The organism is Arthrobacter sp. Y3222053 (genome assembly GCF_059092805.1).
The window spans coordinates 22,204-41,221 of sequence record NZ_JBNHIA010000009.1 but is presented as its reverse complement, the minus strand read 5'-3'; the positions used below and the strand labels follow the sequence as shown (position 1 = coordinate 41,221).

Annotated in this window: 12 protein-coding genes; 3 read left to right on the top strand and 9 right to left on the bottom strand. The window is 68.0% G+C overall.

Annotation, left to right across the window (positions count from 1 at the left end; genetic code table 11):
• Positions 1-75 precede the first annotated feature (75 nt).
• The 5 genes from AC5RUW_RS16185 to AC5RUW_RS16165 are packed head-to-tail and all read right to left on the bottom strand — an operon-like array spanning position 76 to position 6,639.
• Positions 76-1,977 (bottom strand): glycosyltransferase family protein, encoded by a 1,902-nt coding sequence (locus tag AC5RUW_RS16185; protein ID WP_494161614.1) that lies wholly within the window; start codon positions 1,975-1,977, stop codon positions 76-78.
• Entirely contained in the window at positions 1,974-2,840 is an 867-nt protein-coding gene (locus AC5RUW_RS16180) for an ABC transporter ATP-binding protein (protein WP_494161613.1), read from the bottom strand. The genes AC5RUW_RS16185 and AC5RUW_RS16180 overlap by 4 nt, the downstream gene beginning before the upstream one ends.
• A complete protein-coding gene (locus tag AC5RUW_RS16175; protein WP_494161612.1) occupies positions 2,833-3,708 on the bottom strand; it encodes an ABC transporter permease in 876 nt (291 codons plus the stop codon). The genes AC5RUW_RS16180 and AC5RUW_RS16175 overlap by 8 nt, the downstream gene beginning before the upstream one ends.
• Positions 3,698-5,425, bottom strand: a complete 1,728-nt coding sequence (locus AC5RUW_RS16170) for a glycosyltransferase family 4 protein (RefSeq protein WP_494161611.1) — start codon at positions 5,423-5,425, stop codon at positions 3,698-3,700. Before AC5RUW_RS16170 ends, AC5RUW_RS16175 begins: the two co-directional genes overlap by 11 nt.
• Positions 5,426-5,439: 14 nt before the next feature.
• Positions 5,440-6,639, bottom strand: a complete 1,200-nt coding sequence (locus AC5RUW_RS16165; RefSeq protein WP_494161610.1) for a glycosyltransferase family 4 protein — start codon at positions 6,637-6,639, stop codon at positions 5,440-5,442.
• A gap of 234 nt (positions 6,640-6,873) precedes the next feature.
• Here AC5RUW_RS16165 and AC5RUW_RS16160 point away from each other — a divergent pair, with 234 nt between their 5' ends.
• The 3 genes from AC5RUW_RS16160 (at position 6,874) to AC5RUW_RS16150 (ending at position 9,926) form a co-directional block, all read left to right on the top strand.
• Positions 6,874-7,122, top strand: coding sequence for a hypothetical protein (locus AC5RUW_RS16160; RefSeq protein WP_494161609.1), 249 nt, complete (start codon positions 6,874-6,876; stop codon positions 7,120-7,122).
• A gap of 109 nt (positions 7,123-7,231) precedes the next feature.
• Positions 7,232-8,377 carry a non-hydrolyzing UDP-N-acetylglucosamine 2-epimerase gene (gene wecB, locus AC5RUW_RS16155; RefSeq protein ID WP_494161608.1) on the top strand — a complete coding sequence of 382 codons (1,146 nt, stop codon included), beginning with the start codon at positions 7,232-7,234 and terminating at the stop codon, positions 8,375-8,377.
• Positions 8,378-8,540: 163 nt separating this feature from the next.
• Positions 8,541-9,926: a hypothetical protein gene (locus AC5RUW_RS16150; protein ID WP_494161607.1), complete on the top strand. Its 1,386-nt coding sequence runs from the start codon at positions 8,541-8,543 to the stop codon at positions 9,924-9,926.
• 22 nt (positions 9,927-9,948) lie between these two features.
• Here AC5RUW_RS16150 and AC5RUW_RS16145 read toward each other — a convergent pair whose 3' ends face one another.
• The 4 genes from AC5RUW_RS16145 to AC5RUW_RS16130 all read right to left on the bottom strand — a co-directional run bounded on the left by AC5RUW_RS16145 (position 9,949) and on the right by AC5RUW_RS16130 (position 18,996).
• Positions 9,949-10,851 carry a hypothetical protein gene (locus tag AC5RUW_RS16145; RefSeq protein ID WP_494161606.1) on the bottom strand — a complete coding sequence of 301 codons (903 nt, stop codon included), beginning with the start codon at positions 10,849-10,851 and terminating at the stop codon, positions 9,949-9,951.
• Between the two features lie 539 nt (positions 10,852-11,390).
• Positions 11,391-15,821, bottom strand: a complete 4,431-nt coding sequence (locus AC5RUW_RS16140) for a glycosyltransferase (protein ID WP_494161605.1) — start codon at positions 15,819-15,821, stop codon at positions 11,391-11,393.
• A gap of 41 nt (positions 15,822-15,862) precedes the next feature.
• Positions 15,863-17,113, bottom strand: coding sequence for a UDP-N-acetyl-D-mannosamine dehydrogenase (gene wecC / locus AC5RUW_RS16135; protein WP_494161604.1), 1,251 nt, complete (start codon positions 17,111-17,113; stop codon positions 15,863-15,865).
• A gap of 14 nt (positions 17,114-17,127) precedes the next feature.
• Positions 17,128-18,996 carry a glycosyltransferase family protein gene (locus tag AC5RUW_RS16130; RefSeq protein WP_494161603.1) on the bottom strand — a complete coding sequence of 623 codons (1,869 nt, stop codon included), beginning with the start codon at positions 18,994-18,996 and terminating at the stop codon, positions 17,128-17,130.
• Between the last annotated feature and the right edge of the window lie 22 nt (positions 18,997-19,018).

The window sequence follows — 19,018 nt, the reverse complement described above, 5'->3', positions numbered from 1 at the left end:
CGGGGGTGCGGCGGGGTTGGGGCGGCCGGTGCCGCCCCGTGTGCTCCGCGGATCCTGCCGCGGAGGAATGCCTTGTCAGATGTCCGTATGCGCACGTGGCCCTCCGTAGAACCTGAGCTCGCCGGCGGCGAGCAGCTCTGCTTCTCCGACCTGCCAGGTGTGCCCTGACCCGGTGCGGACCTGAAAGTAGTTGAAACGGTCGGCGGAGTAGATCTGCAGGCCGGCGGCCCGGACGGCGCGGAGGAAGCCCGTGTCCTCACCGCGCGGCAGTTCGGGAAAAGGATGGGCGCGGATCACGTCGCGTCCGGTGACGATGGTCGGTCCGGTGACGAAGTCGGTGAACCGGTGCTCCCGGTCTCCGAAGCGGAGGACGACGGCGTCACAGCCGGACAGGTGCATGTAGTGTGCCTGCTTTCCCACCACCTGCGCCTGAGAGTAGCCGAGGGCGTGCAGCTGGTCGGCCAGGTAATGCGGGCCGTAGTGGTCATCGTCGTCCATCTTGGCCAGCACCTCGCCGTCGGCAGCCGCCGCGCAGCGGTTCAGGCACGCCCCGAGCGGAACATCGGCGTCCGCGGTGAGGAGGACGACGTCGAGCGGTCCGTGTTCCGCGCGCAGGCGGCTCACCACCGCCGGCGAGGGATCGAAGCCGTGGGCCAGCAGCACCAGCTGCACCTGGACGTCCCTCTGGGCGGCAAGCGTTGCGTAGACGTGGCCCAGATGGTGGGGGCGGATGGTCGGCACCAGCGCGGTGACCGTGGGCAGGGCCGGCGGACGGGAGCGTTCGGGCAGCACTGCGGCCAGGACCTGCTCCGCCCGATGGGCGTAGGTGTGCTCCGCCCAGATCCTGCGCTGCGCCCGGTGCACCATCCGGTCCGCCAGTTCCGGGCCGGTGACGAGGGCCCGGGCCAGCGAGGCAGCCTCGGTCCGGTCGGACGCCGAAGGCACCTCGCCGTCGGTGAAGAAGGTGCGCAGCGCGGCGCTGGGGGCGCTCAGCACGGGGGTGCCGGAGGCGCTGATTTCGAAGATGCGCCGGGCGCACATGCTCGGCGACCCGACCACGGAGTTCACGTTCAGGAACAGCCGGTAGGCCTTGTATGCGGCCAGCATCTGCGGGTAGGTCAGCGTGCCGACCACGTGGCGGTCGAGGGGCTCCGGGAACTGGTACTCCCGTTCCACGCCCAGCCGCCGGGAGAAGATTTCCAGCCCGGTGTCCAGGTGGCGTGAGGCATCGGCGGCGCCGCCGAGCAGCATCTCCATCTGGGCACGCCGCTCGGGGAACTTGTGGGCGAAGTACATTCCGGCGAAGGCGATGTCCCGGCTGCGGAACCCGCGGGCCGGCCTGACGGGGTTGTGGATGGCCGGCTGGGCCGCGAACGGCAGCACGCCGATCCGGTGGTGCCCCAGGTCCCTGCGGTAGGCCGGCAGGCGGCCGCTGTCCGTGGTGAAGACGTGGTCGAACAGTCCGGCGGCGGGCAGGAAGTCGTTGTAGTGGGGCGGATCCTCCTTGTTCCAGAACACGGTGGGAATCCCCGCCTGCCGGCAGGCCTGCAGCATCTGCCGCAACGCGTCGGCGGGTTGGGGGCCGTTGAGCTTGCCCCGCCACAGGCGGTCGTTGCCTGCCCAGGCCGACTCCACGAAGACGAGGTCGAGCCCTTCCGCCAGCTGGGTCGGCCACCTCGCCGGGTCCAGCGGGATGCAGTCCCATTCGTATCCGAAGGCCATGGCCGAGAACTCGTCAAGGATGACCCCCACCCGGAGGTCGCTTCGGCGCGGCGGACGGGCGGGCGGCTCGATCGGCTGGAACGACAGGAGCCGCCGGCCGCCTCGGCGCACCCACTGGCCCTGGGCGCCCCGCGCCCCGGGCGGCGGAGCGAACCCGGCGGCGATCCGACGTCGGGCCTGCCAGCTCCGCAGTCCCGCCCAGCCATGGCGGCGCAGGTGCCAGAAGCCGGTCCGCGCCGTGGCGAGGGCGTTCATCGCCGTCTCCGGCGTCCGCTGATGCGCTCCGGCGGCCTGGCGATGCTCAGTGCGTGTGCGGCGTCGTCGCGTATGCCGGCAGCGGTGAGGTTGTTCCCCTTGGCCAGGTGCCGGGTGAACTCCTGATAGGTCTTCACCACGTCCTGCGGCGTACCGTCCATGACCAGTTCCCCCTGGTCCAGCCAGGCGACCCGGGTACAGGAGCTCTTGATGGTGCCCAGGTTGTGGCTGACCAGGAAGACGCATCCGGCGTTCTCCCGGAGTTCGGCCATGCGTTTGCGGCTGCGCTCGCCGAACTGGGCATCGCCGGTGTTCAGTGCCTCGTCGATGAGCAGGATTTCGGGATTGATGCTGGCGGCGATGGCGAACCGCAGCCGGGAGGCCATGCCGGAGGAGTAGGACCGCATCGGCAGATGGATCGATCCCTGGAGCCCGGACAGCTCCACTATGGAATCGAACCTGCGCTCGATGTCGTCCCGGCTGAGGCCCATGGCCAGGCAGCCCAGGACCACGTTGCGGTCCCCGGGCAGTTCCGGCACCAGGGCGGCGTTGACCCCGAGCATGATGGGCGTTGCGGCGGCGTAGACGGCACCCGAGGTCGGCGGAAGCTGGCCGCTGATGATTTTCATCAGCGTGCTTTTGCCCGATCCGTTGCGTCCGACGATGCCGAGGGACTCGCCGCGGCGCACCACCAGCGAGACGGACCGAAGGGCGTGCACGGTGACCATCCTGCCGCGGCCGGTGAGCCGGCTGAGCAGGCCGTTGTCCGGCGGCGGCTCGCTGGAGGGAACCTCGAAGCGCATCCTGACGCGGTCCACGACCACGCAGGGCGGGTCCTGCAGGTCCTCTGCGGGTTCAGTCACGACCATAGGTTTCCTCCGCCTGCCAGAAGAACACCAGGCCCGCTGCGAGCACGCCCAGGGACCAGGCGGCCAGCGCGGCCCAGGACTGCCAGGCCGGCGCCGTGGCGTAGAGGAGGCAGTCGCGGGCGATGTCCAGGACGATGAAAAGCGGGTTCAGCTGCAGGATCTGCAGCAGCAGCGGGTGATCCACGAACCGTTCGAACGAATAGAACACCGCCGAGCCGTACATCCACGCCCGCAGGCTGAAGCTGAGCAGGTGTACGACGTCGTTCACGTGGGAAATGACGCGGGCCAGGATCAGGCCGACGCCGAGGTTGAATACCATTTGGAGGCCCACCAGGGGCGGCAGCAGCAGCCACAGCCAGGTCACCGGTTCGGCGGGCGGCAGCAGCAGGACGAGCACCAGCATGGCTGCGAAGACGGGAAGGTTGGCCAGGAGTTCGCGCAGGTTGATGGCGATGGGGAGGGTAGCCCGGGGAAAGCTGAAGGCCTGGACCACGGCGCGGTTCTGCTGGATGGAGCGGGCGCCGTTGGTGATGGACCGGGAGCTGAACTGGAAGAGGAAGATGCCGATGATCAGGTAGCCGACGAAGTTGTCGATGCCGTGGCCGGTGCGGAGCAGGAGGCCGAAGACCAGGAAATAGGTCAGGCCGTTGAGGACGGGGTTCAGCAGCAGCCAGGCGCTGCCCAGCCTGTCGCGCCGGTTGCCGCTTTCCACCCGGGAGCGGGCGTCGTAGAAGCTGAATTCCCGGTAGTTCCACAACTGCTTCAGATAGGCGCTGAAGCGGGGGCGGGCGCCCACCCGGTGGAGTCCTGCCAGGTTCGCCGTTGCGGGTCCGACGCGGAGCGGATCCCCCCTAATGCCCATGGCCTCCCCTCCTCATCTTTTGGTAGAGCTGCGTGCAGAGCCGGGCGTTGGCCGCCCAGGTCCGGGTGGCGATGACCTCGGCCCGCCCGGCGGCACCCATCCGGGCGCGGAGCTGCCCGTCGTCGAGCAGGCGGGCGAGTGCCTCTGCGAGCTGCGGCGGGTCCGACGGCGGGGCGAGGATGCCGGTTTCGCCGTCGCGGACCAGTTCGGCCAGGGCCGGCAGGGAACTGGCCACGACGGGGCGGGCGGAGGCCAGCGCCTCCACCGGCTTCAGCGGCGTCACGGCGCGGGTCACGGGCAGGTCCCTGCGCGGGACCACGAAGATATCCAGCGCCTGGTGGTGCAGGGCGGCGGCCTCGCGCGGCACCCGGCCGGTGAAGATCACCTGGCCGGCGATGCCGAGCTCCGCCGCCAGTGCCCGGAGCCCGGGCAGGGCGGCTCCGTCGCCCACGATCATGCAGCGCAGCTCAGGGTACCGGGGCAGCAGGAGGGCGGTGGCCCGCAGCAGGTCGTCCAGGCCTTCGTAGTCCACCACGCTGCTCACGGTCCCGATGATGGGTCCGGGTCCGGCCAGGCCGACGGCGGCGCGGGCGGGTCCGGGAGGCAGCGGCTCGCTGAGGAAGTCCTCCCCCACCGCGTTGGGCAGCAGCACGATCCGGTCCGGGTCCGCGCCCGCCGCGGTGAGGCCGTCGGCCATGGCCGTGCCGAGGGTGGGCACCAGGTCCGCCGCGGCGGCGGCTTCGGCTTCCCGGGCCTGGAACTGTACGTAGCGCTGGCTCAGGCGCGCCTCCGGGCCCCGGGTCGAGGCCCAGGTGTCGGCCAGCTGCCCCCGCACCTCGTAGACCCAGGGGATCCCCAGCGCTTCGGCCACGGCGCGGACCACCAGCGCGTTGACGAAGTGTGTGGTGGTGTGCAGGACCGCGGGCCGGGTCTGCAGGGCCAGTTCGAGGAGCATCTCCGCCTGCAGCTGGAGGCGGGCGTCCATGCCGAATGGCAGGCGGGACGGGAGCAGGCGGTGGTAGGTCACTCCGTCGAGGGCCTGCCTGCGTCCGGCGGCCAGGTTGCCGAGCTGGACCGGGTATCCCACCCGGGTGGCGGCGTGGACCGTCCACCCGGCGTCGGCCTGTGCCCGCAGCAGCGAATGGCTGCGCTGGGCGTAGCCGCTGCCCGTATACGGCAGCGAGTTGGTGAGCAGGTGCAGCACCACGTCGTCGGCCGGCCGGTAGGTTGGCTGGGCCGCCACGGCCGGCCGCCAGCCGCTGAAGACCCTGGCCTCCGCTGCCAAACGTGCTCCGGCCCGACGCTCCCTGCGGTTGCCGGCCTGAAGGACCTTCACCGCCCCGTCCATGTCCCCGGCATGCCACCGGCGGCGGGCGCGGACGGCGCGCAGTCCCGGCGTCTGCCGGTCCACACCCTCCAGCAGCCGGTCGGCGGTATCGGGCTGATTGGCGGCCAGTGCGACGTCGGCCAGGCGGACCCGGGCCCGGGCGCCGAGATGCGTGTGCCGATCAAGGGTGCGCCGCAGCTGCCCGCCGTCGCCGAGCACGTGCGCGGACAGCGCGGTGGCGGTGGGAGCGTGCGGAAGCCTGCCGGCCACCTTCGCGGCCGGGACCACCACGGCAGCGGGCAGCTTTCGCGACGCCTGCAGCAGCAGCGTCATGGGATCGTCACCGAGGTGCTCGATGACCGTGCGGGCCGCGAGGGGAAGATTACGCACGGCCTGGGCCGCACTCATCCTGTCCGCTCCGGTGCAAGCTCGCCCAGGAGGGCCATGTATTGGCCGGCCAGGGTGTCCAGGTTGGCGTGGTGGTGGATCCAGTCCCGCCCTGAGGTCCCGGTGAGGAGCCTGGTCCGGTCGGAGGCCAGCTCCTTCCACAGCGCGGCCACCGCTCCGGGGTCGGCGGGCACGACGTCGCCGGCGCCGGACTGCTCGATAATGGTCCGGGCCTCGCCGCGCACGATGGCGGTGACGTGCCTGCCGACCGCGAGGACCTCGTAGGTCTTGGACGGAATCGTGGTTTCGAAGGACTTCCAGTCATCGCGCAGCGACACGACGCAGCTGTCGGAGCGGCGGTAGAACTCCATGACCTCCGGGCCGGCGACGGACTCGTGGAAGGTGACGGGTGCATCCAAGTCGCGGGCGAGGGCCATCAGCTCGCGCCGGCGGACACCGTGGCCGACCATGGTCACGCGCACCGTGTCCCTGGCGAGGGCCGCCGCCTGGACCACGATCTCCAGCCGCTGGCTCTCTCCGTGGTTGCCCAGGTACAGCACCTCAAGGTGCCCCGATTCCGGGGGCGGCGGCGGAAGCAGTTCGCGGACAGTGACATCGACGCCGTTGCTGACCGTCGCCACACGGCGCACCCCCCTGGCCCGCAGCGTCTCGGCGAAGCCCTCCGTCACGGTCACCACGAGGTCTGCCCTGGCCTGGACCGCTTTGATGACGACTTCTGCGAGGCTTTTGGCCGATCCCCCGACGATTCGGGCATCCCGTGCCAGATCGGGCCAGGCGTCGCGCATATCAGCGACGAACGGTACCCGCCGCAGCTTGGCCGCCAGGAACCCTGTCACCAGGATGGGAAGGCTCGGGGCGGTGGCCACGATGACATCGGGCCGCGCGCAGAACAGCCCCGCCAGCCCGCTGGCTGCAGCGGAAAAGCACTGGTCCGCGAACCGGCCCAGGCGGGTCGTGGGATGAGGCAGGTAGGGGACGCGGACGACGCTTTCCCCAAACTGTCCCCGGTCCCGGCGGAACGGCCGGCCGGCCACTGACCGCGGCAGAACCCTCCGGCCGTGGGGTGCGTGCGCCACCGGCGCAATCACGTCAACCTTCCACCCGGCAGCCCTGAAGTATCGAATGAACTGGGTCCAGCGTCGCTGCGGAGGGCTGCTCTCCGGTGCGTACGAGTGCGTTAACAGCAGGACGCGCACGTCAAGTCCCCCCGTTTTCCACTGCGATTTCCCCCCTAAAAGATACAGTCCTTGAGTATAGGGCAGCCGGTTTGCCCCTCCTATACTCGCCTTTTCGACGGAAAAGCCGGCAGCAGCTACGTGGATACCTCACCCACTTCGTGGTGCGGCCGTGGTTGTGGGATCCGGGCCGCCCTGCCGGCCCGGAAGGCCGCGGAGCCGGATGGAAAGGGGCCTTTGTGTCAAAGTGGTGTCATGGCCAACAAGCTTTTTCCGGACGTTCCTGCTGCCCGCCATATGAAGGTGGGCGCGGCAGCTGAGGCGCCGGCCCGTTCCAAGGCGGCCAGGAGTGCGGATGGGACAGCCCTGGTCCGTCCTGCCGGCGCCGCCCGCCCGGAGCCGGCCCGGGTCTACCGGCGCAAGCGTCTGGCCGTCCTGGTGGTATCCGCGCTGGTCTGCCTGTCCGTGCCGGCGCTGCTGCTGATGCTGTACCTTTTGGGCTGACACACCACAACCGAGCTGCGACCCGGATTAACGGGCAGTTTGGCCGATTTTGACTGGCGGATTACGCTTAACATCTGATCCAGTCTCGGCTATTCCATGGGGGTTCTTCGTGCCGACTGTTATGCCCATCTACGGTACGCGTCCTGAAGCAATCAAAATGGCACCGATTGTGGCGGCCCTCCAGGAGTCCAGAACCTTGGATTGCTTCGTGACGGTGACGGGCCAGCACCGGTCCATGCTGGACCAAGTGAACGGGCTGTTCGGCATTGTCCCGGACCACGACCTCAATATCTTTTCGCCTGGCCAGACCTTGAACGGCATCCTCACCAAGACCATTGAAGGCCTGGACAAGCTCTTCAGCGTCAACCGTCCCGACGCCGTCGTAGTGCAGGGCGACACCACGACCTCCACCGCAGGAGCCATCGCTGCCTTCTACCATGGGATCCCCGTAGTGCATGTGGAGGCCGGCCTGCGCAGCGGCAACCTCTTCTCTCCGTTCCCGGAGGAAGCCAACCGCAAGATGACGTCGCAGATCGCCAGCCTTCACCTGGCCCCCACCTCCACCAGCCGGGCCAACCTCCTGGCGGAGGGCATCGACGCAGCGGACATCGTCGTCACCGGCAACTCGGTAATCGACGCCCTGTTCATGACAGTGGACAAGAAGGTTCCGTTCAGCGATCCCCGACTGGAGGAGCTCGCGGAGGCCGACCGCAGGATCCTGCTCGTGACGACGCACCGCCGGGAGAACCAGGGCGAGGCCATGCGCGGTGTCGGGCGGGCCCTGGCCCGGATTGCGGAGCAGGAGCCGGAGCTGACGCTCGTTGTGCCCCTGCACAAAAACCCCGTTGTCCGCGAAGCCGTGGTCCCCTTCATCGACGGCCTGCCGAACGTCATGATCATCGAGCCCCTCGCCTACGGCGAGTTCACGCGCATGCTGTCCATGGCACACGTCGTCCTCACCGACTCGGGCGGAGTCCAGGAAGAGGCACCCAGCCTGGGAAAGCCGGTGCTGGTGATGCGTGAGAACACCGAGCGCCCGGAAGCAGTGGATGCCGGCACCGTCAAACTGGTGGGCACCGAAGAAGACACTGTCGTGCGTGAAGTGTCCCGCCTGCTCAACGACCAGACATACTTCGAGGCCATGGCCAACGCCGTCAACCCGTACGGTGACGGCAAGGCGGCGCCCCGAACGGTGGCTGCCATCGAAGAGCTCCTCGGCCTAGGGTCCCGCATCTCCGACTTCGCGGATGCCTAGACGCTTCTTCGTTCTGGGCGGCGGCACCGCCCGCAGGCTGGTGACTGACTACACACTTGACGCTGAGTGTGCAGGTATATTGACCGGCCGGTCCCTCATCACTTCCTGGGCTCCTGCCGCCGTGCGGCGACATGCGCGCAGGGCCGCCGCCGGAGGCAGCAAGGTGCCCCAGCCGGTCGAGGCCGCAGATTTCCTCTCCTCCCGCCTTAAGGCGGAGGCCGGACAGCTGGACGCCCTGATCTGGGACCTGGACGATGAACTGCTCGGCGTTCAGGACACGGGCATAGGTTTCCCTTCCCCGGCCCGGGACGACCCAGGTGTCACCGACGGGCGTCCGATACCGGTGGGGAGTTTCCGCCACCTGCGGCTGTGGAAATCCGCCGCCAGGCGCTTCGTCCGCTTCCTAAAGGACAACGGGCTCGGAAACAAGACCTACGTGCTGCCTCCTGTCGGCACCGATTCGGGCCAAGTCATGTCACAGGAAGCGGTGCTCGAGCCTTACTTCCGCTATCTGCGCCGCCTGGGCGTCCACGTCCTGCAGGTGCCAGGGGCGCCGGTTGCGGTACCCGCGGATTCCCGTGATGCCGTCTTTCATCGCCTCGCCGGGGCCATGGCTGGTGCCATGGGTGTCCCAGCCGGAGAGTGGAACCGGGATGACCGCCATGCCGCACCCATACTCTGTTGGACAGATGTCCGGCAGATACAGGCCTCGCTGCCAGGGCGAACCGAGCACCTCGTGGTTCCACGACAGCATCTCGGAGAACGTTACCCGCTGCGGTTTTTGGTGCAGAACAGCGGCTCCGACACTCTGATCGTCATCAGCCACGGAGCGCTCTCACGCAGCAAGTACTCCCTTCCGCGGTTTGAATGGCTGGCCACCGTCGAGTCACGGAGCGAGAACCTGCTGTTTCTCTCGGACCCCGTGCTGGATGCGAACCCCGACGTAGAGGTCGCGTGGTTTACCGGAGATGCCCGGGATGATGTCACCGTCCGCCTGGCCGCAGTGGTGCGGGCCGTGGCCGACCAGCTGGGTGCGCGCCGCATTCTTTTCGCCGGCGGCTCCGGCGGAGGCTTCGCGTCAATGGCTCTGGCTGCGCTGACACCAGGCTCACGGGCGCTGGCCTTCAACCCTCAGACCAGCATCCGCAGGTACTGGCAGACCGCGGTTTCCGCCTACCAGCAGGCCTTGTTTCCTGAGCTGGGCTCCCCCGCCGGGCTTGCCGCGTTGGGAGCACGCGGCGATGCGGTGGAGCGGGCGCGCCGCGACCCACCCGTGGACTATCAGGTGCTCTATATCCAAAACAGCGACGACGAGTTCCACATGCGTGCCCATCTTGCCCCCTTCGCCGAGGTCCTGCAGCTGCCGGCTCAGACGGCCCGGACAGCAGACGGCAACGTGCAGCTGGTCGTTGAACGCTTCGCCGATGGACACAACATGCCCTACCGCCTTGTCCTCAACGGCTTCCTCGATCATGCACTCCGAGATTGGAACGGGCCGCTGCCGGCATGGGATGAAGCGGCCCGAATCACCCTGGTTCCTGCGGGCTGATTCGCCGCCCCGGCGATGGGATTCAGCCGTTGGGTCCTGAAACCGGTTTCAGGACCCGGGTTTCGAATTCGCAGATCGTCCGGCCCGTTCCGGCGGCAATGCGGCGGATCAGGACCTTAACCGGCTCGTCGGTTGGAATCCGCATACGGTGATAGCCCTCAGCGGAGGGTTCGATGAAGCCCAGCGGTCCTTCAGGCCCCAGAAGGGTCAGAGCCGCTTCCTCTCCCGCCGGCAGCCAGAGCCGCAGCTGCGCTTCCCCCGGCGCATCAAGACGCCGTTCGAAGCGATATGGAACCAGTGTGCCAGTGGAGGCGCCGCCCAGCAGCGCGTCCACGAAGGGGCCGAAAGCCGCTCCAATGTCCTGGTGGCTCAGGTCCTGAACCACGGTGGCGTGTGCGTCCTTCCCTGCTTTCCGGGCGAGCCGGAGGAACGGTTCCACATGGATCTGACGGTGGCTGTCGTTTTCACCGACTAAGATGCTGATGGTCGGTGTTGTCGATGCTGCCTCCAGGACGTCGGGGAGCAGGCGATCGAGCCATGCCACAGATGCTGCGCTGTCATCACCTGCGATGAACCTGAGGATCTCCGGTGCTGCCCCACGCAGGTAGCTGCCAGGGAAGCACTGCGGGGCACCGGCGATAATCCTGCCGGCCCCGTACCGCAGCCCATGAGCGAGAGCCGCGGTTCCACCTTTGGATGAGCCCACGAACGTCATGTCCGCCGCTGGGACATCCAGCCGGGCCGAAAGGTGGCGGAGCAGGTTCTGCACACTTGCGAAGATCCCGACGTCCCGATGATCGGCGTAGTAGTAGGATCCGTGCGTGCCGAAATCGTCGAGGATATAGACCCGGTAGGCGTCCACTCCCTGCAGCGCCGATCGGTAGTTGTACGTGAAGTCGCGTTCAGCGCCGATCGCAGAGAACACGACGCAGAGCCTCTTCCTGCCCGCTGCACTCGACGGCTCCTCAATCAGGTATGTGAGACGGCGGCCGCCGTCCCAGCTCCGCCAGCGGGAGGGTCCCGTGCCTACGCCCCGATCCACGGTCAGCAGCTTTCCCGCCCGGATCCGGAAGACCGCCTCGGCCGCAGTAAAGAGAGTGGCCTGGCGGGCAGCGGGGCCCGGGCCGGAGGCACGAAAGCGGGCCGGCCCGGCAGCGTCCACCAGAACTTCGCCCCGGCGCCGGCCGGCTGCATCAAGCAGGACGAGTCCGTGGCCGTGCACTTCGAACTTGCCGCCACGCGGCGCCCGCCAGGTGATTCCCGTGTCGGGTGCCTGGCCCGCGTGAAGGAGCCAAGTGGTCTCATCAGCTCCACTTCTGCTCGCGGACGGGGCGGCCGCACCAATCGCGGCGAGCGGCCGGGACAGCATCGTCCGGGTTCGGCTGAGCATCCTGGCCCGGGCCTTGTCGACCGGCGCGGCGGGGAGCATTGACAGCGCCGCGTGCCGGAACCTGCCAGCGAGTTTCATCGTTTGACGCCCAGGATGGCCTGCAGGAGCTGCGGCAGGATCTGCCCTTCGGCAAAACGACCCTGCGCCAGGGCGGAGGCTGCCGTTCCTGCGGCCCGCCACTGCTCCTCGGTGCCGGTCTGCTCCCGGATGTATTCCGCAAGATCGCTGATCGTGGGGTGGATCCAGGATGCCGGGTAGATGCGGTCCGCCCCGGGCCAGGGCAGGCTTGCGGGAACAGCGGCGCTGGCTGCACCGTCCGCCAACGTCAGGTGGAAGGATTCGAAGTCGCTGAGCGAGATGACGGTGCCGATGCCGCGGTACCACTCGGCCATGTCATCTCCGTGTCCATCGAAGCGGACCGCGCCGTTCAGCAGCGGATCCTCTTCCAGCCGCCGGTACTGCTCGTCGTAGAACCGCATCTCTTCGGGGCGGTCCGCCATCCAGGAGTAGTCCCGGGGCTGCTTTCCCTTGATCCGCAGGCGGTAGCGCGGATCGGCCCGGCGCAGTTCCCGGAGCAGGTCCAGCGCCCGGTCCATGTGCTTCTGGGCCGGTACGATGCCGACCATTCCAAGCGTAAACCGGGCCTCTGCTGACTTGGGCAGAAACAGCGCGTCCACTGCCACCGGGTTGGGGATCACCGTTGCTTTCCGTGTCGGAACCCCGTGGTCCCTCGCAGCCAGGTCCGCCACGTGTCCGCCGACGAAGATGACCTCGTCCACCCGCTGCATGGCGACCGCCCTCGGGTGCGGGGTGAACAGCTCCTGGGAGTGGAATCGCGTTACCAGCCGCTGCCCGGGGAGCAGATTATGGGAATACCAGACAGCGTTGCCCAAGGTCCACTCACAGAACACGATGTCCGCCTGTTCCAGCTTGGCCTTGCTCTCCGCCTCGTTGTGCTGGTTGTGCCCCGCCCATTTATCGACCACGACGGTATGCCCGGCTGCTTGAAGGCTTTTGAGGATGCCTGTGGCGAACTTCAGGTCGTGCCCTGCCACCAGCACCCGCTGGGAAGAGGCGGGGCCGGCGGCCCGGGCTGCTGCCTTCGCGCCGTGGGGAGATCGCACGGTTTGGCCTGACTCCGGGCGGCGGAACGTAACGGCGGGCCCGTCGCTTACCTCCGTGCCGACGGCGGTGAGGACCGGGCTGCCCTGCGGCGGACGCCCGTAGGCGAGAATACCTGTCCCGGGCTCATCGCAACCATCAGCGGAGACACCCAGGGCACTCCAGTTCCCGAAGCGGACGGCCGTCAGCATGTCTTCATAGGTGGTCCGGTCCGGGACCCGCCCAGGCCCATCTCCGATCCACTGCACGCCCAGCCGGGCGAGCCTTTCGGGCGTTGCCTCGGCCTCTGTCAGGAAAAGGAGATCGCCCGGATCCTGCGGGGGCACGGGGCAGATGACCGCCGTCGGCCGCACGGTCTGGGCCTCCAGGCCAGCGATCAGGGCCGGCGTCGGGTCCTCCGCTCGCAGCGCGTACCGCGGTGCTTCCGGGGCGGTGACGGTCAGGCCGGCGCACCGCAGGGCATATGCCAGCCTGTGGGCAGCTGTATGGCCTCTGTGGATCAACCGGTAGGCGAGCCATGCGTCCGCCAGCCTCGCCCGTTCCTCCCCCATCCATCGGTCCAAAAGGGTCTCCGCCTCGCGGCTGCCGTGCACCGTGTGCACGAGCCCGCCCATCACCAGGTCGACGCCGCTGCCCCGCCCGCTCAGCACGGCGGTTCCGGAGGCGGCAAGTTCGGCGACCCGGCGGGAGAACATCGTCGGCGAACCCTCCACCGAATTGACGTTGATGTGAACGGGGTGGGCCTTATAGGCCTCAACCATTTCCAGGTACGGCAGCCCGCCTTCGACGTACTGCTGCAGTTCCGGCGGGAAGCGGTAGGGGCTGTCCGGATTCAGGTGCTGGCGGTCGTAGATTGTCAGACCGTGCCGGCGCGCGGCGGAAAGCAGGGCAGCGAGTTCCGCCGAACGCTCCGGGTACCGATCCCCGTAGTAAGAGCCTGCGTAGGCCACGGTGTGCCGGTAGGGCAGGGAGGGCGGCAGCGGGTTGTGCAGCCGCGGCTGGGCGTAGAAGGGCAGTGAGGCCACCGTCCGCGGTCCTGCGCTGGCAGCATAACGAGGGATGCATGCTGCGTCGGTGGTGAACACGTGGTCGAATTTCGCCGCGGTGGTCTGGAATCGGTTGAAGTGGACGGGGTCTTCCTTGTTCCAGAAAATCGTCGGGATTCCCTCAGACCGACAGTGATCCAGCAGCTCCTGCAGGTCCCGGAAGCTTTCCTCGTCGTAGTAGCCGACCTTGTGGCTCCACTCCCCGTCCAGGCCCTCCCAGGCCGATTCCACGAACAGGGCGTCGAGTCGCTGCTCCTGCATCTGGGCACGCCAGGAGTCCGGCCGCAGTTCACACAGGGAAACCTCGGGGCGCAGCCCTTCGGTGGTAAACGTATCGGCGATGATGCCGACCGTCAGAGTATCCAGGCTGCGGCCGCGCGGCGCGGAGGCGGCCGCTGCTGTGTGCGCGTCGGCCAGGTCTAGGGCGGCCTGACGGCCGATGGTGCTCCATTGCCGCTCGCGGACGGTCCAGAGCCGGGCGCGGTGCCCCAGTAGGCTGCGCCGGCTGTCGTCTTCAATCAGCGTGCGAAGGGCGCGGGCCAGGGAGACGGGGTCGGAGGGCCGCGCCAGCAGGGCCCTGTCCTGGTCGGGGCCCGCGAACAGGCGCATGGGGGCGAGATCGGTGAGGACCACTGCCTTCCCGGCGGCCATGGCTTCCAGCGGCTTCAGGGGCGAAACGAGCTCGGTGACCGGCAGGCTGGTTCGAGGGCAGGGCATGATGTCAAAGACGCTGACGTACTCCGGCACGTCCGCGGCGTTCACCCGCCCGGTGAAGCGGACTACTCCGTTGAGTTCCAGTCGGGCGGCCTGGCTTTTAAGATCGGCCAGTTCACGTCCATCGCCCACGATTACGGCGCGAAACTCTACACCGTCCTTCCGAAGCAGCGCCAGGGCCTCGAGCAGGTCAGTGAGGCCCTCGTAGTGCACGAGGCTGCCGGCGTAGCCCACCACCGGCACTCCTTCAGGCACGTTAAGCCTGCTCCTCATAGCGGGCGAGGGCGGCAGCGGTGCAAAACGGTCCGTGTCCACGCCGTTGGGCAGCAGCCGGATCCGTCCCGGTTCCACGCCCCTGCTGATCAGCTCGTTCTTGACTTCCTCCGTGATGGCAAACACGACGTCGGCATTTGTCGCCACATACGTCTCGAGCCGGCGGGCAAGCTGGAACCGTTCGGTGTCTGCCCAGGATTGCCTTTCAGATGCCTCCGTTACCTCCCACAGACCACGAACCTCGTAGGAGAAGGGAAGGCCGAGCCGCCGGGCCGCGACGAGAGCCGGCAGGGCGGTGACATGGTTGGAGGCCGAGTGGATAGCGGCCGCCCGCATCCGCTGGGCTTCGCGTACGTAGACATCCGTGGCTTCCGCCCAGTACCGGTCCAGCGGCTGTTTGGTCCAGCTGGGCCCGGGATTGAAAACGTGACGAACGCCCAGAATGTCCCGCGTGAAGCGTTCGCGTACGGGAGCAGGCAGGTCGGTGGATACGTCCCACGGATAGCCGGGGCGGGCGGTGACCGTGACGTCCATACCGTGCTCCGCCAGGGCCGCTACCAACGCGCCGGTCCGGGTGGAGTACCCGTTGCTGTTGAACTCGGCCGTGCTGTGCGCGCAGTACATGAGGCGTCCACGCTCGGCCAGGTAGCCCGGGTTGGGCTGCCGGGGCGCCAGCCGGGGAAGTTCCGACAGCAGCCTGTCCAGCCCAAGAACAGCTTCCGCTGCCTTGCGGTCAGCCCCGGTGAGGGCGGCGGCGGCGTCAGGATACTCCTTCAGGAGCCGGGCAGGCCCGCTGATCTCGCCCAACTCAAAGTAGCCGTGCGAGGCCGCACGGGCGAGGTTAGCCGGCGTCGGATCAGCGAGCGCGTCCTGCGTATGCGGATTCACGGGGGCGGGCGCCTGGGCGGCCTGGTCCGGGACCGCAGCCGCCTTCAGTGCCTGTGCACCCGTTCCTGCCGGGCGCTTGCGGTCCCGCCCCCCGGCGCCCGGGCCGGCCTGTGCGCTCCTCGCGGATGGGCGCAACGCGGTGGCGGCTTTTTGCAGGGTGCGGGCCGGCCGCAGCACGGCTTTGCCGGCCCGCATGGTCGACGAGCGGCGCAGCGAGGTCAGGACGGCCTTGAGCCTTTGGACTTCCGTCCGCGCCGCACGAAGGTCCGAGCGCAGGGTGATGTTCTCCTGCTGGAGCTTCTGTAGCTCGGCCTGCAGTGCCTCCGCCTGTCCGGCAGTCCCGACGTCGCGGAGCCTCAGCTCCTCGAAGGCCTCAATGAGGCCGTCGACGTCGGCAAGGTAGTCCTGCCGGCGTGCTGCCGCTGCCGCTGAAAAGCCCGGCTCTTCGTCTGCGTGGTTCATGCTTCCGCCCTGCCTGCTGCCTGTTCTCGTCGCTTCCGTCGCTAGCGCCAGATACCGCGGGTGTCGACGACGTCCTTGCCCTCAAGCCAGCTGCGGTCCATGGACTTGAACGCATCGTGGTCGACGAGCAGAACCACGATGTCGGCTTCCTCGACAGCTTCCTCGACCCCGCGCAGGGCGACGTTCTCCAGGCCTGCCAGGGCACGGGGAAGCTCCTCGATGTGCGGCTCGACGACATCGATGCGGGCCTCCGGCAGGCGTCCGCTGAGGGAGGCCGCGATCGACACGGCCGGGGACTCCCGCAGGTCGTCAATGTTCGCCTTGAACGCCAGGCCGAGTGCCGCGACGCGCACCGTGCCACCCTTGGCCTGGGCGAGGTCCTGGACCCGGTCCAGAACCCATCCCGGCTTGGCGTCGTTGGTCTCCCGCGCCTGGCGGATCAGCTGCGCGTCCTCGGGCGCGCTGGCGACAATGAACCACGGATCAACGGCAATGCAGTGACCGCCCACACCCGGGCCGGGCTGCAGGATGTTCACCCTCGGGTGATGGTTGGCCAGCTCGATAAGCTCCCAGACGTTGATGCCGAGCCGATCGCTGATGACGGACAGTTCGTTGGCGAAGGCGATGTTCACGTCCCGATAGGAGTTTTCCACCAGCTTGGCCATTTCAGCGGTGGTTGCGTCGGTGATGTGCATTTCACCTTGGCAGAAGACGCTGTACAGGTCCCGGGCCTTTTCCGCCGCTGCGGGAGTGATTCCACCGACGATCCGGTCGTTGGTCACGAGTTCGATCATCACGCGGCCGGGCAGCACCCGCTCCGGGCAGTGCGCGACGTGGATCAGCGGCTTGTCCTCCGCCGGATCAAGGGTCAGATCCGGTCGCAGCTCGACCAGGTAGTCGCCGAGGTGCTTGGTGGCCCCGGGAGGTGAAGTGGATTCGAGGATGACCAGCTCATCGCCGGAGAGCTGGGGTGCGATGCCCCGGGCCGCCGCCTCGATGTAGGAGAGGTCAGCGCTCTTGTCCGCCTTGAACGGGGTGGGCACAGCGACGATGTAGGCGTCGGCCACCGGAGTGTCAGTGGTCGCCTTGAGCATCCCCTGGCTTACCGCTCCCGCCACCTGGACCCCCAGGTCCGGCTCCACGAACGGCACTTCGCCGCGGTTGACGGCGCTGACGGTGTTCACGTTGACGTCCACGCCGATGACGTTGATCCCATTGGCGGCAAGAATCGCGGCGGTGGGAAGGCCGATATAGCCAAGCCCGATAACGGCAACGGTCTGAGTTGAGTGCATCTGTTTCTATTCCCCTAGATAGTGACGTGCTCGTATGGTGAGCCGAAGAAGCGGATTTCCCCGGACGCCAGCAGTTCAGCGTCCGAGACCCGCCAGGTATGGTTTCCGCTGCCGCGGAACTGGACATAGTTGAACCGGTCAGCCGAGTAGATCCGCCCGCCCGCACCGCTGACGGAACGCAGGAAGCCGGTGTCCTCGCCCCTCGCCACCGGTGCAAACGGATGGCTGCGGAAGACCTCACGGCGTGCAGTGATGGTCGGGCCCATGACGGTGGACGTGAAGCGGTGCTCGCGGTCCCGGAACCTCAGCAGGGTGGCGTCCTGGGCTGCCAGGTACATGTAGTGCGCCTGTTTGCCGACCACATCGGCGCCGGAAAACGACAGGGCATGGAGCATGTCCTGGAGATAATCGGGGGCGTAGAAGTCGTCGTCGTCCAGTTTGGACAGCACATCCCCGCCCGCTGCCGACGCGCAGAGGTTGAGGCAGGCACCGAGTGGTTCCGTCCGCGGAAGGCTAAGCAGGACGACGTCCTGCACACCGTGGCTGTGCTTCAGACGGTCCAGGTCGGTCCCGGAAAGCTCGAATCCGTGCGTGCACAGCACCAGTTCCGGCCGCGGACCGGTGAAGGCTGCGACCGTGCGGAACACATGCTCCAGCTGCCCCGGTCGAATGGTTGAAACCAGCAGGGACACCGAGGGAGCCGCGACCGGACGGTGCAGCGCAGCAGGCAGCGCCGCGGCAACCACCGACTCCGTCCGGTGCGCGTAGGTGTGCTCAGTCCAGATCCGACGCTGGGCGCGGTGCAGCTGGCGGTCCGAGAGCTGTGGGTTGCGGGCCAGTGCCAGGATGGTCTCCGCTGCCTCTTCGGGAGAACGGACAACAAACTGCTCCTCCGGCGGCCACTGCTCCTCGATCGCCCGGCTTGGAGTGCTGACCACGGAGGTCCCGGCGGCCGTGATTTCGTAGATGCGGCGGGCGCACATGCTGGGAGAGTCGACCACTGAGTTGGCGTTGAGGAAAACCTTGTACGCCTTGTAGGCAGTCAGCATCCGGTCGTAGGGCAGGGAACCGACCACGTGGCGGTCGAAGGGCGCGGGAAAGCGGTAATTCGGTGAGGCGCCCGCCTTGCGGGCGAAGATGTCCAACCCGAGCCCTTTTTCCTCGCTCAGTTTCCCCGCCGCACCGAGCAGCAGATCGAGCTGTTCGCGCCGTTCCGGGAACTTGTGGGCAAAGTACATCCCGGCGAAGGCGACGTCGCGTTCGTGCCAGCCCCGGCGGGGACGAACGGGGTTGTGGAGGGCCGGCTGGGCGGCGAACTGAAGCACATCCACCCGGTCATGCCCCAGGTCACGGCGGTAGGCTTCGAGCCGGTTGGCATCGCTGGTGAAGACGACGTCGAACAGGCGTGCTGCGTCCAGGAAGTCGTCGTAGTGGGGAGGGTCTTCCTTGTTCCAGAAGACCGTCGGAATGCCCTGGGCCCGGCAGGCGGATACCAGCTCAGTGAAGTCAGGCTTCGGGCCGCGCTCCCCCGTGAGCTGGTACTGCCACTGGCCCTTGTTCCCTGCCCATGCCGACTCCACGAACAGCAGGTCCGGACGGGCTGCAGCGAGTTCCTCCCGCCAGCCGCGGCGGGACAGCGCCAGCTGGGTCCACTCAAAGCCGAAGGCCTGCAGGGAAAAGTCGTCCAGGATGACTGCGACGGTCAGGTCGGATCGGCGTACGGTGCGGCGTTCGGGCTCATAGGGGTCGAAGGCCAGACGTGCCTTGGCGCCGCGCCGCCGTCGGCCGCCGATGCCCGACGACGGGCCGCCGCGTTCAGCCTTCAGCCGGCGCTGCTGCTCACGGACGCTTTGGAGGCCGCCGTTGCGAAGGTGCCAGAGCATGGCCCGAGCCTCTCGGAGGGTG

Coding starts and splice junctions, on each gene's coding strand:
- AC5RUW_RS16175 (WP_494161612.1), bottom strand. CDS start 3,708: ATGGGCATTAGGGGGGATCCGCTCCGCGTCGGACCCGCAACGGCGAAC.
- wecC (WP_494161604.1), bottom strand. CDS start 17,113: ATGCACTCAACTCAGACCGTTGCCGTTATCGGGCTTGGCTATATCGGC.
- AC5RUW_RS16130 (WP_494161603.1), bottom strand. CDS start 18,996: ATGCTCTGGCACCTTCGCAACGGCGGCCTCCAAAGCGTCCGTGAGCAG.
- AC5RUW_RS16140 (WP_494161605.1), bottom strand. CDS start 15,821: ATGAACCACGCAGACGAAGAGCCGGGCTTTTCAGCGGCAGCGGCAGCA.
- AC5RUW_RS16160 (WP_494161609.1), top strand. CDS start 6,874: ATGGCCAACAAGCTTTTTCCGGACGTTCCTGCTGCCCGCCATATGAAG.
- AC5RUW_RS16185 (WP_494161614.1), bottom strand. CDS start 1,977: ATGAACGCCCTCGCCACGGCGCGGACCGGCTTCTGGCACCTGCGCCGC.